The sequence below is a fragment of the Nonomuraea sp. 3N208 genome, from assembly GCF_052245935.1.
GTDB lineage: Bacteria > Actinomycetota > Actinomycetes > Streptosporangiales > Streptosporangiaceae > Nonomuraea.
In genome coordinates this window covers 28,734-41,818 of the sequence record NZ_JBQQBR010000070.1, presented here as the reverse complement: position 1 = coordinate 41,818, position 13,085 = coordinate 28,734, and the positions used below count along the sequence as shown (strand labels likewise).

At 69.6% G+C, this 13,085-nt stretch carries 16 protein-coding genes; 6 read left to right on the top strand and 10 right to left on the bottom strand.

The genetic code is table 11. The features are described 5' to 3' along the window. Positions 1-170 precede the first annotated feature (170 nt). The 6 genes from ACTWPT_RS55875 to ACTWPT_RS55850 all read right to left on the bottom strand — a co-directional run bounded on the left by ACTWPT_RS55875 (position 171) and on the right by ACTWPT_RS55850 (position 3,658). On the bottom strand, positions 171-380 hold the full coding sequence (locus tag ACTWPT_RS55875; protein ID WP_443185702.1) for a hypothetical protein: 210 nt from the start codon (positions 378-380) through the stop codon (positions 171-173). A gap of 94 nt (positions 381-474) precedes the next feature. Beyond that, positions 475-699 carry a tyrosine-type recombinase/integrase gene (locus tag ACTWPT_RS55870; protein ID WP_443185705.1) on the bottom strand — a complete coding sequence of 75 codons (225 nt, stop codon included), beginning with the start codon at positions 697-699 and terminating at the stop codon, positions 475-477. A gap of 135 nt (positions 700-834) precedes the next feature. Beyond that, a complete protein-coding gene (locus ACTWPT_RS55865; RefSeq protein ID WP_443185701.1) occupies positions 835-1,521 on the bottom strand; it encodes a hypothetical protein in 687 nt (228 codons plus the stop codon). A 270-nt stretch (positions 1,522-1,791) separates the two neighbouring features. Continuing rightward, positions 1,792-2,262, bottom strand: coding sequence for a hypothetical protein (locus ACTWPT_RS55860; protein ID WP_443185700.1), 471 nt, complete (start codon positions 2,260-2,262; stop codon positions 1,792-1,794). Positions 2,263-2,285: 23 nt separating this feature from the next. Next, complete coding sequence (locus tag ACTWPT_RS55855) at positions 2,286-3,218, bottom strand: NAD(P)H-binding protein (protein ID WP_443185699.1); 933 nt, start codon at positions 3,216-3,218, stop codon at positions 2,286-2,288. Further along, the gene (locus ACTWPT_RS55850) at positions 3,215-3,658 is read right to left on the bottom strand and encodes a nuclear transport factor 2 family protein (protein ID WP_349451400.1); all 444 of its coding nucleotides are present in this window, start codon (positions 3,656-3,658) and stop codon (positions 3,215-3,217) included. The genes ACTWPT_RS55855 and ACTWPT_RS55850 overlap by 4 nt, the downstream gene beginning before the upstream one ends. A gap of 133 nt (positions 3,659-3,791) precedes the next feature. On the opposite strand from ACTWPT_RS55850, the gene ACTWPT_RS55845 reads away from it, so the two are divergent. Then, positions 3,792-4,631: a helix-turn-helix transcriptional regulator gene (locus ACTWPT_RS55845; protein WP_443185698.1), complete on the top strand. Its 840-nt coding sequence runs from the start codon at positions 3,792-3,794 to the stop codon at positions 4,629-4,631. 175 nt (positions 4,632-4,806) lie between these two features. Here the strand turns inward: ACTWPT_RS55845 and ACTWPT_RS55840 are convergent, their stop codons facing one another. Together ACTWPT_RS55840 and ACTWPT_RS55835 are read right to left on the bottom strand one after the other, a co-directional pair. Then, positions 4,807-4,944, bottom strand: a complete 138-nt coding sequence (locus ACTWPT_RS55840) for a hypothetical protein (protein WP_443185697.1) — start codon at positions 4,942-4,944, stop codon at positions 4,807-4,809. A 78-nt stretch (positions 4,945-5,022) separates the two neighbouring features. Continuing rightward, the gene (locus ACTWPT_RS55835; protein WP_443185696.1) at positions 5,023-5,679 is read right to left on the bottom strand and encodes a TetR/AcrR family transcriptional regulator; all 657 of its coding nucleotides are present in this window, start codon (positions 5,677-5,679) and stop codon (positions 5,023-5,025) included. 86 nt (positions 5,680-5,765) lie between these two features. Here ACTWPT_RS55835 and ACTWPT_RS55830 point away from each other — a divergent pair, with 86 nt between their 5' ends. Further along, positions 5,766-6,530 (top strand): SDR family oxidoreductase, encoded by a 765-nt coding sequence (locus tag ACTWPT_RS55830; protein ID WP_443185695.1) that lies wholly within the window; start codon positions 5,766-5,768, stop codon positions 6,528-6,530. Positions 6,531-6,955: 425 nt separating this feature from the next. Here ACTWPT_RS55830 and ACTWPT_RS55825 read toward each other — a convergent pair whose 3' ends face one another. After that, entirely contained in the window at positions 6,956-8,002 is a 1,047-nt protein-coding gene (locus tag ACTWPT_RS55825; protein ID WP_443185704.1) for a transposase, read from the bottom strand. Positions 8,003-8,076: 74 nt separating this feature from the next. On the opposite strand from ACTWPT_RS55825, the gene ACTWPT_RS55820 reads away from it, so the two are divergent. Beyond that, positions 8,077-8,253: a hypothetical protein gene (locus ACTWPT_RS55820; RefSeq protein ID WP_443185694.1), complete on the top strand. Its 177-nt coding sequence runs from the start codon at positions 8,077-8,079 to the stop codon at positions 8,251-8,253. 519 nt (positions 8,254-8,772) lie between these two features. On the opposite strand, the gene ACTWPT_RS55815 is transcribed toward ACTWPT_RS55820, so the two are convergent. Beyond that, positions 8,773-9,411, bottom strand: coding sequence for a TetR/AcrR family transcriptional regulator C-terminal domain-containing protein (locus ACTWPT_RS55815; protein WP_443185693.1), 639 nt, complete (start codon positions 9,409-9,411; stop codon positions 8,773-8,775). A 66-nt stretch (positions 9,412-9,477) separates the two neighbouring features. Between ACTWPT_RS55815 and ACTWPT_RS55810 the strand changes: the two genes are divergently transcribed. From ACTWPT_RS55810 to ACTWPT_RS55800, 3 genes are read left to right on the top strand one after another with little or no spacing between them, the layout of a single operon-like run. Then, complete coding sequence (locus tag ACTWPT_RS55810; protein WP_443185692.1) at positions 9,478-10,437, top strand: hypothetical protein; 960 nt, start codon at positions 9,478-9,480, stop codon at positions 10,435-10,437. 36 nt (positions 10,438-10,473) lie between these two features. Continuing rightward, entirely contained in the window at positions 10,474-11,691 is a 1,218-nt protein-coding gene (locus ACTWPT_RS55805) for an FAD-dependent monooxygenase (RefSeq protein WP_443185691.1), read from the top strand. Positions 11,692-11,696: 5 nt separating this feature from the next. Then, positions 11,697-12,893, top strand: coding sequence for an FAD-dependent monooxygenase (locus ACTWPT_RS55800; protein ID WP_443185690.1), 1,197 nt, complete (start codon positions 11,697-11,699; stop codon positions 12,891-12,893). Positions 12,894-13,085 lie beyond the last annotated feature (192 nt).

The following is a 13,085-nucleotide window of genomic DNA, read 5'->3' as shown; positions in this document are numbered from 1 at the left end:
GTACGGCTTGCGCTCACTCACCCGGCCATCTCAGCACACCCACGCCCACCAGCTAGGCATAACGCTACAGATTCACTCGATCACACTACGACATCAGGGGCATAGACCCGCGGACCGCCCTCTCAGAGTGCGTTCCGCGAGCTGATGCCCCTTTCGTCGTTGCGGTTGGGTTAGGTCGACTGGTCGGAAGCTCGCCGGTCGGGCCATCGGCGCGGCTGCGTGAACAATCCCGGCTCGGTCTCCACGAGAATGCCGCGGCTGGCCAGGCGTTTCAGCTTGGCGCGGACGTTCTGGATGTCGTTCTGCGTCAACGGCAGGTCGCCCCAGGCCAGGCAGTCCACGCAGCTGCGGACGCGGTTGAGGGGTTTGCGTGGGGACATCTCACACCGGCGGCAGTGAGCGTCCGTTTCGGCGTTTGGGTGTCACCGGCGGCCCGCCCGCCGAGGCCGCCGGCCTCGCCGGCGGGGGGTGCGGTCATCGCGTCAATCCCTTCAGGCGGGCGGCGGCACGCTGCTGACCTGCGATCCACGCGTCCTCGATGTGAGTGCCGGGGACGTGAACGTACTTCATGGTCGTGGCCAGCCAGGCGTGTCCGAGGACGGCCTGGATGGCCAGCAGGTCCATCCCGCCCAGGTAGAGCTGCGAGGCGCAGAAATGCCGCAGGACATGCGGCGTGACGGGGTCGGGCCAGTCCGGCAGGTAGCGTTCGGTGGTGACTGCGAGCGCCGCCCGGAGCGTCTCATCGCCGACCCGGGCGGCGCTGCCGTCGGTGTTCTTGCGTTCCGAGGGCAGCAGCGGGACCCCGGGCCGGGCGTGGTCGTCGCCGAACTGCCCTCACACGTCCTCGATGAACCACCGCAGGGTGGCTGCGGCGTTGTTGATCAGCGGGACCATCCGCTCGCGCGGACCGGAGCCACGGGCTCCCCTGCCGTGACGGACGTGCAGCTTGCCGAAGTGGCCCAGGTTCCACTTGATGTCGGATAGGCCGAGCTTGCAGGCCTCGTTGACTCGCAGCCCGACCTCGCTCATCAGCTTGGCGGCGGTGTAGTTGCGGGCGGCCGGCGCGAACTTGCGGCAGCTGGTCAGCTCTTCGCGCCACCCGGCGAACAGCTGGCCCACCTGGTAGGCGGTGGGCGGGATGCGCAGCCGAGCCTCCTGACGGCCGCGGGGCCGGTTCATCTCATCGATCGGGCATTCGACGACACGGCCGGTCATCTGGTGAATCTCGATCTTGTGCCGCAGATCAAGGAACAAGAAGTAGGTCTTGATGGCCTGCGCTTGCGACAGGCGGGTGCCCCTGGCGGCACCGCGCAGCACCTTGCCGAAGTACACGTCGGCGTCGGTGGGCTCCATCTCCCACAGCGACCGCCCGAACCATGCGCGCACCTGCTCCAGGTGCATCACGTCCGAGGCGATCGTGCCGTCCGACAACCCTGCCGCCGCTCGGGCCAGTACGAACCCGGCCAGCACATCGGTCTCCAGTGCCTCCAGGTCCTCGGCAGTGGCCGGGGCACGGGCCACCCGAAGATCCTTAACTACTGCCAGCGCCAACTCCGGCCACCTCGCCTTCACCATCACAGCAAGACGAACGACCTGGACGATAGACCTTCAGAAACCCTGAAATCTCATCAACACCCGAAGAAGCCGGAGCACCAGCAGATAAGCCCAGGTCCTGCGGCTAGAGAGACCCAAGAGGCTCAGACGAACTCAAGGGATATTGCACAGTCGGCTTCTGACCATCCCGCGTGATTGATCGATCACCGCCGTGGGACGGGTCGTTCCGCGGGCCGGTCAGCGCTTGGCTTTGGCGAAGCGGCTGGTGGCGTCTCGTGGCGGGGAGAACGGCAGGAACGCGAGCTTGATCTCGCGGTCGGGGTCGCCGTTGGCATGCATCACGACGTCGATGCGGCCGTCGTTGTCGTGGGCACCGCGCCGTTTGTAGTTGGGGTGGGCTTCGATGGCGGCCGTGGCGGACTGGACGGTCGCCGTCACGTCCTTGGTCCGAATGAACATCAGCAGGGCGGCCTTGGTATCGCGCCACACCAGAAAGCCGAGCAGAGCCCCGGCCGGCCCACCGGACGACTGATCTTCACCGCCCTGGAACGCATCCGGCTCATCTCCGCCACCGCCACCAGCCCATCCCAGGTCCTGATCCCTGACCTTCTGCAACACCGGCTGCTGGAGTTGCTGAACGTCGATCCCACCCGGCCACGCTGGCTGATGTTGTAATCCGTGATCCAGACGACCAGCCAGCGACAGCATTCACCTACCTGCGAAGAAGCGGGCTAGGGCGAAACGCCGTTCGCCCACTCGGACGCGTGGTCCTGGACGAACTCGTCGAAGGAGCGGGGCGGGCGGCCGGTCAGGTCCAGCACCGCGGTGCTGACCAGGTCGTCCCGGCCGGCGCTGAGGCCGGCGTCCACGGCGGCAAGGGCGGCGGCGAATTCGGCCGGCATGCCGGCGGCCCGGTAGCCGGCCGCCAGCTCGTCGGTTTCGACGGGCAGCACCTGAATCGGCCTGCCGGTGCGGGCGGTGATGATCGCCGCCGCGTCCCGGTAGCTCAACGCTTTCGGCCCGGTGAGCAGGTAGTCGCGCCGGTCGCCCGGCCCATCACTGAGCCACTCACCCCGCCTCTCACTGGGCCACTCACCCTGCCCTTCACTGGGCCTCTCGCTGGACCCGTCATCGGGGTTGGTCAGCAGGGCGGAGGCGGCGGCCGCGATGTCGCGCGCGTCGATCCAGCCCAGCCGGCCGCCACCGGCGGCGGTGTGGATCTCGCCGTGCCGCCGGAGCCGCTCGCCCAGCGGATGCGGGCGCAGGAAGTTCTGCATGAACCCGGACGCGCGCAGCACGACCCACCCGGGCCGGGTCCGTACCCGTGCGGCCAGCTCAAGCGCGCCGGGGGCGTTCGGCAGCACGATGGCGGAGCCGAGGAGCACCACGCGGCGCACGCCGAGCCGCTCCGCCTCGTCCAGGAACGGCTCGACCAGCGGCATCGGATTCACGGCGTTCACCGGAGGCACCAGATAGACGCGGTCCATCGCGTGCAGCGCGGCCCGATGCGTGCCCGGGTCGTTCCAGTCGAACCGGACCGCGTCAGGATCCCCGGCAGATGGGTTGCGAGCGGCCACCCGGACCGGTACGCCGTTGCCCCGCAGCAGCTCCGCCAGCACGCTGCCGGTCTTCCCGGTGCCGCCGGTGACCAGCACGCCGCTCATCGGGCGGCCCCCGAGCGCAGCGAGCCGAGCAACTCGGGCAGCGTCCCGGTCGCCGAGGCGGCGGCCAGCGGGCTCCAGTAGTCCCTGTAGTGCGTGATCAGGCCATCATGGACCGTGATCACGGAGATGTAGTCCATGCGGTAGGGCTCGCCGGTGCGCACCGTGTACCCGTGCGCGGTGAACTCCACCACGATGGTGTCCGGCCGTTGCGTGTGATGCACGGTCACTACAGGTATCTCCCGTACGTCCATCCGTTCCGGATATCCGGCCAGATAGTCACGGACGGCATCCCGCCCCGCCAGCCGCCGCGGCGCGTCCCCCGCAGCGAACGGGAACTCGCCGGTGCCCTGCTCCGCCCACAGATCGGCGATGGCATCCATGTCCTTGGCCAGCAGCAGATCCAGCAGTCGGCGGATCGTCTCCTCAGGAGTGCGTGGCATGTTCGTCCTCCGGTGTCCCGTGAAATGTGGTCATGCCAGCCTGGCCGCGGATCCGGGCGCCGCGGAACGGACGGGTAAGCCCCGGACCCCTGGTCCGTGGCTAAGGCGGCCGCCACTGTGGCAGCCTGGACGGGTGAGCAGAGCTGAACTGGCCGACTTTCTCCGTCGCCGGCGGGAGGCGCTGCGCCCGGACCAGCTGCCGGCCACGGCTGTCCACCCGCCAGGCCGCCGCGCCCGCCGTACTCCCGGCCTGCGCCGCGAAGAGGTGGCCACGCTGGCCGGGGTATCCACCAGCTACTACGAACGACTTGAGCAGGCCCGCGCTCCGCATCCGTCCCCGCAGGTCATAGCCGCGCTGGGCACGGCACTGCGGCTCACCGACGCCGAGCGCGAGCACCTGGCGCGGCTGGCCGGGCAGGCCCCGCCCGCCCCGGAGACCGGCCGGGCGCCGGTGCCCGCCTTCGCCCGCGAGCTGCTGGACCGGCTCGGGCCGGTGCCCGCCTACCTCACCGACGAACGCCAGGACATTGTGGCCTGGAACAACGCGGCAGCCGACCTGATCATCGACTTCGGGTCGCTACCCGCTGGGGAACGCAACGCCGTGCGGCTGTCCATCCGGCTGAACGGCACCCTCTGCTCGGCCGCCGACGGCTCGCAGGGCGAATACGCCCGGCAGACCGCCGCCCAGTTGCGCGCGGCCAGCGCCCGGTACCCGGCCGAACGCGTACTTGGCGAGCTGGTCAACGAGTTCGCCGCGCACAGCCCCGACTTCGCCGCCAGCTGGCGCAACCACGAGGTACGCCCCATACCGACGCTGCGCAAGCACCTGCACCACCCCGAGCTGGGCGCCCTGGAGCTGGACTGCCAGACTCTGCTGCTGCCCGGCACCGATCTGCGGATGGTGATCTACACCGCGCGACCGGGCAGCCCCAGCGCCGCCGCGCTCGCCCGGCTCGCCGCACGCGACACGTAGATCGAAGTCACGCTGTGAGATCGATCGGAATCCGGCGCAAGCCTCCTCCGTAAGCGGGAGCCAACAAAGACTCACTGACCAGTGGGAACCCCGTTGACGCCGGATTTCGTTCCACATCGGGTATCCAGCCGAGATACGGCCCGATCTTGGCACCCATTTCGGCGGTCAACCGTGATCAGTTTGAGTCGCCACCGTATAGTTGCCGGTTCTCCAGAGTCGACTGGTTGACGACGCGGACGAGGGCGTTGATGTCGGCGCGTAGCCGGGACAGCTCGTCCTGGTCTTCCTTGCGGAGTTCCTTGAGCTTGGCCACCTGCTCACGCAGGCGTTCGCGCGCTCCACCCGAGCACGACCAGAAGGAAGACCAGCGGAACCGCGATCACAAGCTTCGTCATGGCTGCCATGATGGCCCGGTGGCGATGGCGCGGCAGAGCCGGTCCGCGTCCCACGCGGGTTCTCCCAGGTCGAGCCGGTCCGGCGCCCGGAACCCGTCCAGCGCCAGGTGAACGTGGCGCCGCCACAGGGACGGGGCGGCGTGCCGGGTGGCCTCGGCTACCGTGCTGCTCGCCCACAACAGCAGGAAGAGGTCGGCGCCGGTGACGTCCGGGCGGACGACGCCGGCCGCCTGCGCCCGCCCCAGCACCCGTTGCGCGAGCGTGCAGATCTCGCTGTGCGCGGTCTCGGTGCGGTCGTCGCCGGGGAAGCGCCGCGCCAGGAAGTCGGCGAACGCCCGGTCCCCGGCCTGGGCCGTACACAGGACTTCGAGCAGGCCGCGGAAGGCCTGCCACGGATCCTCCAGGCCGAGCGCGGCCTCCACCTCCTCGATCACGTGGCACAGCTTCGGCTCGAGCACCGCGCACAGCAGGTCCAGGCGCGTCGGGAAGTGCCGATAGAGGGTGCCGACCACCAGGCCCGCCTCGCGCGCGATGCCGTCGAGGGCGGCCTGCGCGCCCTGCCCGGCGAACGCGCGCCGGGCGCACTCGAGCAGCCGCTCGCGGTTGCGGCGGGCATCCCGGCGAGCGGGCAGCGGGTTCCCCGTGGCAGGCATGAGGTCACCGTAGCAAAGTGCGATACGTATCAACTTTGAGGGTGCTCTCATATTCGCTACAGTGAGCAGCACCCAAAGGTGAGAGCATGCTCATTTTTCGAGACAAGGAGAGCGACATGGCGAAGCTCGGCGGGAAGGTCGCGGTGATCACCGGCGCAACCTCTGGGCTGGCACTGGCGACGGCGAAGCTGTTCGTCCAGGAGGGTGCGCACGTGGTCATCACCGGCCGCCGCCAGGACCGGCTGGACGCGGCGGTGGCCGCCATCGGCCACGGCGTGACCGGCGTGCTCGGCGACGTCGGCCAGATCTCCGACGCGGCCCGCCTGGCCGAGGTCGTGGCGGTCGAAGCGGGCCGGGTGGACGTGCTCATCGCCAGCGCCGGCGTCTGGACGTGGAACGAGCACATCGGCGACGTGACCGAGCAGTCGTTCGACGCCGTGTTCGGGGTGAACGTGCGGGGGACGTTCTTCACCGTGCAGAAACTGCTGCCATTGCTGTCCGACGGCGCCTCGATCGTGCTCATCGGGTCGGGCGCCGCGGACAAGGGCGATCCGGGAACGACCGTCTACGCCGCGAGCAAGGCGGCGCTGCGGTCGTTCGCCCGGACCTGGACCACCGATTTGAAGCAGCGCGGAATCCGGGTCAACGTCCTCAGCCCCGCCGCGATCGACACCGCCGCGTTCGCGGACCTCCCGCCGGGGTTCAAGGAGCAGATTGCCTCGCGGGTGCCCGTCGGCCGCCTCGGTGACGAGCACGAGATCGCCACCGCGGCGCTCTTCCTGGCCTCCGCGGACTCGAGCTTCGTCACCGGCATCGACCTGCCCGTCGACGGCGGGATCGGCCAGGTCTGACCACCGGCAAGGCGCTGAAGGTCAAGAGGCGGGGCTCCGTCCATACCCCCCCGCGGGCCCGGGCTCCACCGCCGGCCCCTGCTCCGGCACCGCTCCCGCACCGCCTCGGCCAGGCGGTCGCGGCTCGTCTGGACGAGGGCCAGTACCAAGTACGAGAGAAAGGGGCAGTGTTCCTGCCCTACCTGAGAGATCGCTGATCAGTGAGTACGGCGGCGGGGTGCCAGGACCTCGGTGACCCTGGCGATGGCTTCGGCGCCGGGTTGGACGTAGCGCATGGCGGTGCGGGGGTTCTTGTGCCGGGTCTTGCCCATGATGAGCGGCTCTGTCGCTGATCTTGGGACGGGTTGGGGATCATGTTCGGATCAGGATCCGCTTCCGCAGGAGATCGAAGTTGGCTCTCCCGTAGCCCTGCCGCTTGACCAGCTTCACTCGCGTGTTCTGCCCTCGGCCTGTCCGGAGTTCCACGGAACCGGCAGGCCGGCGATGATGGCGTCCAGGTCGTAGCGCAGGCCGTGGGCGAAACGGTGCAGGTGGGGCAGATCCTCTTCAGGAACTGCGTCGATCCAGGCGGGCAGACGGTCACCGCGAAGGTCGCGCATCATGGTGGCGAAGCTGCGGACATGGCGAAAAGTGGCATCCAGTTCGGGGCAGGCCTCGCGGACCTGCTGAAGGTCGGGCGCGTCGTCGGGACGAAGATTGTCGGGATGAGTCACGATCCAGGCTGTAATCTTGCGGGGTTTGGGCGTGGGCCTGGGTGGCGGCGGCGCGATACTGCCCTTGCGCAGCAGCCGGATGTAGCGGTCGACCGGGCTCGCACTGCCCTGGTATCCCTGTGCCCGGATCTCACGAAACAGCAGGCTCGCGTTGTGACACCCCTGGCTGAACCGCTCATCCAAATACGGCTTGTAGGCATCCAGCAGCGTGGTCCGGTGCGTAGCGGCGACCAGCAGCTCCTCCAGGCCGGCCGCGCGGGCGTAGCGGCGCACGGCGTAGTAGTCGAGATTCAGATCCCGGCTGATGCCCCTGAGCGAACGGCCCTGAGCCACCAGCTCCTGAACCTCGGCATATCGCCTGGTCGTCCGAGCCACCAGGGCTCGCTCGCGGCCGTGAACGTCCAGATAGCCGTCCGGCGGCTCGGGCGGGACCGCGCGCTCGCCGCCGTTGCCGGGCAGCTCGGCATACGCCTGCTTGACGCAGCCGTGGTGCGCACCGACCGTCTTCTCCACGGCTTCGGTCAGGTTGTTCCACACGTGCCAGCGATCAACAACTTGCAGGGCTTGAGGCGTTCCCGTGCGGGCGGCCTCGGCGTAAGCGCGGGCACGATCCCGGGTGACGATCTCCACCTCCGGGTGAGCGGCCAGCCATGTGGCCACCGGGCCCGCCTCCCGGCCCTGCAGCACCTCCACCGGACGCCGGGCCTCCAAAATCGACCACGATCGTGGCGTAGATATCGCCCTTGCGCAGGGCGACATCGTCCACCGCAACGGCCCGCACCCTCCCGACGGGCGGCTCGGGATGCGATCGGACCAGCCGCAGCAGGGTGTCCTTGGCGACCGGCATCTCGAGCCGAGCCGCCAGCCGGGCGCCCGCGCGGGCGGCCATGCTCACCGCCACTGACGTCAGCAGCTGCCTGAGCAGCGGGGTGAAGTGGGCGTGCGGGCTGGTCAGCCCTTCCACCTGCTCGGCGAACGTCGCCGCCGCGCACCTGGCGATGCGGGAGTAACTCCTCAACGCATCCCGGAACGCACTCCGCATACGATCAACTACCGGATCGTTCCACGTCCCAAGATCAGCGACAGAGCCCGTTTGCTTGTACATGACTCGGCACTGGTAGCCGCACACCGACACCAACCGAGCAGAGCGCTGACAATCAGCGCCCCGATAGATTGTCGCGACCAGGGCCAACACCGGTGCCATGTCGTTGAGCAGGTTGGCGTCGCGTCCGAGATTCGTTGACGGCCCGACGTCAACTGCACGTGTTCCTCGTCGACCGCCTCAGCAAACGACGCGAGGTGATCAGCTTCCGCAGCTCGGTGATCTACGAACGCGTCCAGAACCCCATCCTCGCGCCTCTCCCCGCACCGGGCTCGACTCAGCCGGGTCGGTGGGCCCGGACGGGAAGAAACACGTCCATGAAGACAGCTGACCGAAGTCAGTGGAGTCAGCTACTTCTCCAACGGATCCCCGGAATCTTCGCGTCAGGCCCGGCGGCGACTCGTGCCGGCTCGCAGGCGCGGATGACTCACGCGTCCGGTCGGGCGGCGAGCCCGTCGAGGACGATGCCGAGATGCCGTTCGAAGCGCTGGTCGCCGTCGTCGTGGAGGTGCCCGGCCTCCTTCACCAGTGACGCGCCTTCGCCGAGCCAGGCGTCGCGCTCGGTGGTCGAGTAGCGCGTCGGATCGGTCGTGGTGGACTGGCGCCGCTCCTGCTCCTCGATGACGAAGCCGACGACGAACGCGGTGACCACGTCGAGGGCGTCGTCCGCGTCGACGGGCTTCCAGCCGGCTGCGGTCCAGCGTTCGAACAACGGCTCCTTCATGCGGACCACGTCCGGGTCGGTGATCCGGGTGCCGCTGAAGATGCGGGCCCCGTCGCGGTGGAGCAGGTACTCCGAGCGTAGGACGCGGGCGTAGGCGGTGAGGTCGTCGCGCCAGCCGTCGGCGGGCGGGACCGCGGCGAAGGCGCTGCTCACGCGACGCATGACCTCGGTGGCCATCTCGTCGAGCAGCTCCTGCTTGTTGCGCACGTGCCAGTACAGGGCGGGTGCGCGGACGCCGAGCCGGGCGGCGAGCGCGCGGACGGTGAGAGCGTCCATGCCCTTGTCGTCGAGGAGGTCGAGCGCCGCCGCAATGATCCGCTCCCGAGTGATGCCCTTGGTCATACTTGACACCTTAACGTTGTTCAATCATGCTGGCCACAGCGTCTAACTTAGTTAAGGAGACAGGAAATGCGTGCTGCGATCGTCACTGCCCCCGATGTCTCACCCGTCTGTGGTGACTTCCCCGAGCCGGTGGTCCCGCACGGTCACGAACCGCTGCACCTCGTCGGCGCGGGCCTGCACAACGTCGTGCGCGGGCTGGCCTCCGGGCGGCACTACCACCACGGCCGGAGGGTGTATCCGCTGGTGCCCGGGATCGACGCGGTCGCCCGCACCGGTGACGGTCGCCTGGTCTACACCGGATACGCGCGTCCGCCCTTCGGGACGATGGCCGAGCGGCTGGTCGCTCCCTTCCAGGCGGAGGTTCCGGCGGGGGCGGATCCGCTCGCGATCGCCGCGGGCATGAACCCCGCCCTGTCGGGCTGGATGGTCCTCACCGCGCGACGCAAGGAAGTGGGGACGTTGGGCACCGTGCTGGTGCTGGGCGCCACGGGGATGTCGGGCAGCCTTGCGGTGCAGGGGGCGTTGGTACTCGGGGCGGAGCGGGTCGTCGCCGCCGGGCGCGATCCCGCGGCGCTGGAGCGGCTGCGCGGCGCGGGAGCGACGACTGTGTCGCTTCTCCAGGACGGACCCGACGGCCTGGAGAAGGCGCTGGCTGATGCGGTGTCCGAGACGTCGCCCGGTCTCGTACTGGACTACCTGTGGGGACCCGTCGCTGAGGCCACCTTCGCCGTGCTGGGTCGCAGCGGCGAGGACACCGAGGCAAACACGGCCTACGTGCAGATCGGCTCGCTCGCGGGCCTGGAGGCGTCGCTGCCCGCGGACCTGCTGCGCAGCAGACGGATCCGCATCACCGGGAGCGGCGTCGGATCGCGGTCCGCCGAGGAGATGCTCGCCGAGGCGCCCGAGGTCATGGCCCGCTTCGCCGACGGGTCCCTGCAACTGCCCTACACCGCGTTCCCGCTGAGCCGGGTCGGTGAGGCGTGGGCACACACCGGCCGCAGCCGCGCCGTCGTCGTGCCGGACTGAGCCATCCCACAGAACGTGATCGGAGAGAGGAAAGCCATGCAGAAGAGGGCACTGGTGGTGGGGCTCGGGATCGCGGGGATGTCCGCGGCGATCGGGCTGCGCCGGGCGGGTTGGACGCCGGTGATCGTCGAACGAGCAGCCGAGCGTCGGACGGGGGGCTACTTCATCTTCATGTTCCCGGAGGGTGTGCAGGCCGCGGCCGACCTGGGGATCGCCGACCACCTGCACACCCGCAACCCGGAATGGCGACCGGGCGGGAACTCGTGGTCGGTGGATCGTCGGGGCAGGCGGAAGCCGGCTCTTGGATTGCTGGACACGCCCAGCGGGCTGGCGGCGACGCTGCGCGGCGACATCGAGGCCGCGCTGTGGCAGAGCATCACCGGCGACGGGACCGAGGACGCGGTCGAGGTGCGGTTCGCGACCGCTCCGGTCGAGATCACCAAGGGCGCAGGCGGGGTGCAGGTCCTGCTCAAGAACGCAGGCACCGGGAAGCAGTACCGCGAGGACTTCGATCTCGTGGTCGGCGCGGACGGGATGCGATCGAGCGTGCGCCGGATGGTGTTCGGTCCGGACGAGGACTACATGGCGAACTGGAAAGCGATGATCTGCGCGTTCCAGATGAAGGAGCAAGTGCCCTCCTACGAGGCGAGCGACAGCATCATCGTCTCGCGCCCCAAGCGTGCGATGTGGGTGTTCGGACTCGCCGACCACGCGCCCTGCGCGTGGCTGACCTACCGCACAGAGGACATCCCGGACCGGTTCGCCGGGTCGTCGATCGAGCAGGTGCGCGCGGTCTTCTCCGGGATGGACGACGACCCCGTGGTGCGCCACGTCCTGGGCTCCCTGGAGCAGGCCCGTGACCACGTGTTCGACTCGATACACCAGGTGCGGATGCCCCGGTGGAGCAAGGGGCGGGTCGTGCTGGTGGGGGACGCGGCCTGGTGCATGAACACCTACTCGGCCATGGGCTCCTCGTCCTCACTGCGCGGCGGCGCCGCGCTGGGCGTGGCCCTGCGGGAGCACCCCGACGACCTCGCCGCCGCTCTGGACGCCTGGGAGGCCGGCCTGCGGCCCTACATCACCAGGCAGCAGCGCTCCGCGCGGATCAAGCAACAGAGGTTCGTCCCGTCCAGCCGCCTGGTCGAGGCGCTGGGTTCGGTCGTTCTCGATCTGATCCGCAGGGTCGTCCACCGCCGAATGGCAGCGGAGTACACCGCAGCGGCGGCCGCTGCCCTGTCCGGCACGGCGCGGTGACCGCCATGCGGAAGAGGGCGTTAGTGGTCGGGCTCGGGATCGCGGGGATGTCCGCGGCGATCGGGCTGCGCCGGGCCGGTTGGACGCCGGTGATCGTCGAACGGGCGCCTGAGCGGCGTACCGGAGGCTACTTCGTCGGGCTGTTCCCGGAAGGTCGGCGGGCCGCTGTCGACCTGGGCATCGCCGACCACCTGCACACCCGCAACCCGGAACGGGCGGCCGGCGCGAATTCGTGGTCGGTGGGTCGTCGGGGTGGACGCAGGCCGGCTCTGGGATTCCTGGACCAGCCCGGCGAGCCCGCAGCGGTGCTGCGCGGGGACATCGAGGCCGCGCTGTGGCAGAGCATCACCGGCGTCGACGTGCGGTTCGGGACCACTCCGGTCGCGATCACCGAGGGGCCTGCCGAAGTCCAGGTCCTGCTCAAGAACGCCGGCACCGGTGCGCAGTCCCACGAGAGCTTCGACCTGGTCGTCGGCGCGGACGGGATGCGCTCGAGCGTGCGCCGGATCGTGTTCGGTCCGAACGAGGACTACCTGACCACCTGGAACGCGATGATCTGCGCCTTCCAACTGAAGGAGCAGGCGCCCTCCTACGAGGCGAGTGACAGCATCATCATCGCGCGTGCGAAGCGGGCGGTGTGGGTGTTCGGGCTCGCTGACCACGCGCCCACCGCGCTGCTGACCTACCGGACGACGGACATCCAGGACCAGTTCAGCGGGTCGCGGGTCGATCGGCTGCGCTCGGTCTTCTCGGGCATGGACGATCCCGTGGTGCGGCACGTCCTGGACTCCCTGGAGCAGGCCCCGGACCACCTGTTCGACTCGGTGCACCAGGTACGGATGCCGCGGTGGAGCAAGGGGCGGGTCGTGCTGGTGGGGGACGCGGCGTGGTGCATGAACCTCTACTCGGGCATGGGTGCCACGTTCTCGCTGCGCGGCGGCGCCGCGCTGGGCGTGGCCCTGCGGGAGCACCCCGACGACCTCGCCGCCGCTCTGGACGCTTGGGAGGCCGGGCTGCGGCCGTTCATCACCAAGCACCAGCGCACCGCGCGGCTCAAGCAGCAGATGTTCGTCCCGTCCAGCCGTCGGGCCGAGGCGCTGCGGTCGGTCCTCCTCGGCCTGGTCCGCTGGATCCGCGGCCGCCGGCCGGCGACGGAGGCGGGCGGTCCGCACGCCCCGGCGCTGTCCGGCACGTCGCGGTGAGAACGATGTCCGTGTCAAGAAGGAAAGGGATCCGCCATGACGAGGCGTGACGCCAGGCCTGGGGCGCCACGGGCATCGCCGGGCTCGCGCCCCTGCTCGTCCCGCGTTCGGCCCTGCCGATGATGCTGGGGATGCTCGGACTGTCACGATCGTCGCGGGCCCGCGCAACCAGGTCACCAAGCCGACCAAGCG

Bases quoted from the DNA above. Each gene is read 5' to 3' on its own strand.
- ACTWPT_RS55875 (WP_443185702.1), bottom strand. From the start codon at position 380: ATGTCCCCACGCAAACCCCTCAACCGCGTCCGCAGCTGCGTGGACTGC.
- ACTWPT_RS55860 (WP_443185700.1), bottom strand. From the start codon at position 2,262: ATGCTGTCGCTGGCTGGTCGTCTGGATCACGGATTACAACATCAGCCA.
- ACTWPT_RS55855 (WP_443185699.1), bottom strand. From the start codon at position 3,218: ATGAGCGGCGTGCTGGTCACCGGCGGCACCGGGAAGACCGGCAGCGTG.
- ACTWPT_RS55850 (WP_349451400.1), bottom strand. From the start codon at position 3,658: ATGCCACGCACTCCTGAGGAGACGATCCGCCGACTGCTGGATCTGCTG.
- ACTWPT_RS55835 (WP_443185696.1), bottom strand. From the start codon at position 5,679: ATGCCTGCCACGGGGAACCCGCTGCCCGCTCGCCGGGATGCCCGCCGC.
- ACTWPT_RS55830 (WP_443185695.1), top strand. From the start codon at position 5,766: ATGCTCATTTTTCGAGACAAGGAGAGCGACATGGCGAAGCTCGGCGGG.
- ACTWPT_RS55825 (WP_443185704.1), bottom strand. From the start codon at position 8,002: ATGTCGCCCTGCGCAAGGGCGATATCTACGCCACGATCGTGGTCGATT.
- ACTWPT_RS55815 (WP_443185693.1), bottom strand. From the start codon at position 9,411: ATGACCAAGGGCATCACTCGGGAGCGGATCATTGCGGCGGCGCTCGAC.
- ACTWPT_RS55810 (WP_443185692.1), top strand. From the start codon at position 9,478: ATGCGTGCTGCGATCGTCACTGCCCCCGATGTCTCACCCGTCTGTGGT.
- ACTWPT_RS55805 (WP_443185691.1), top strand. From the start codon at position 10,474: ATGCAGAAGAGGGCACTGGTGGTGGGGCTCGGGATCGCGGGGATGTCC.
- ACTWPT_RS55800 (WP_443185690.1), top strand. From the start codon at position 11,697: ATGCGGAAGAGGGCGTTAGTGGTCGGGCTCGGGATCGCGGGGATGTCC.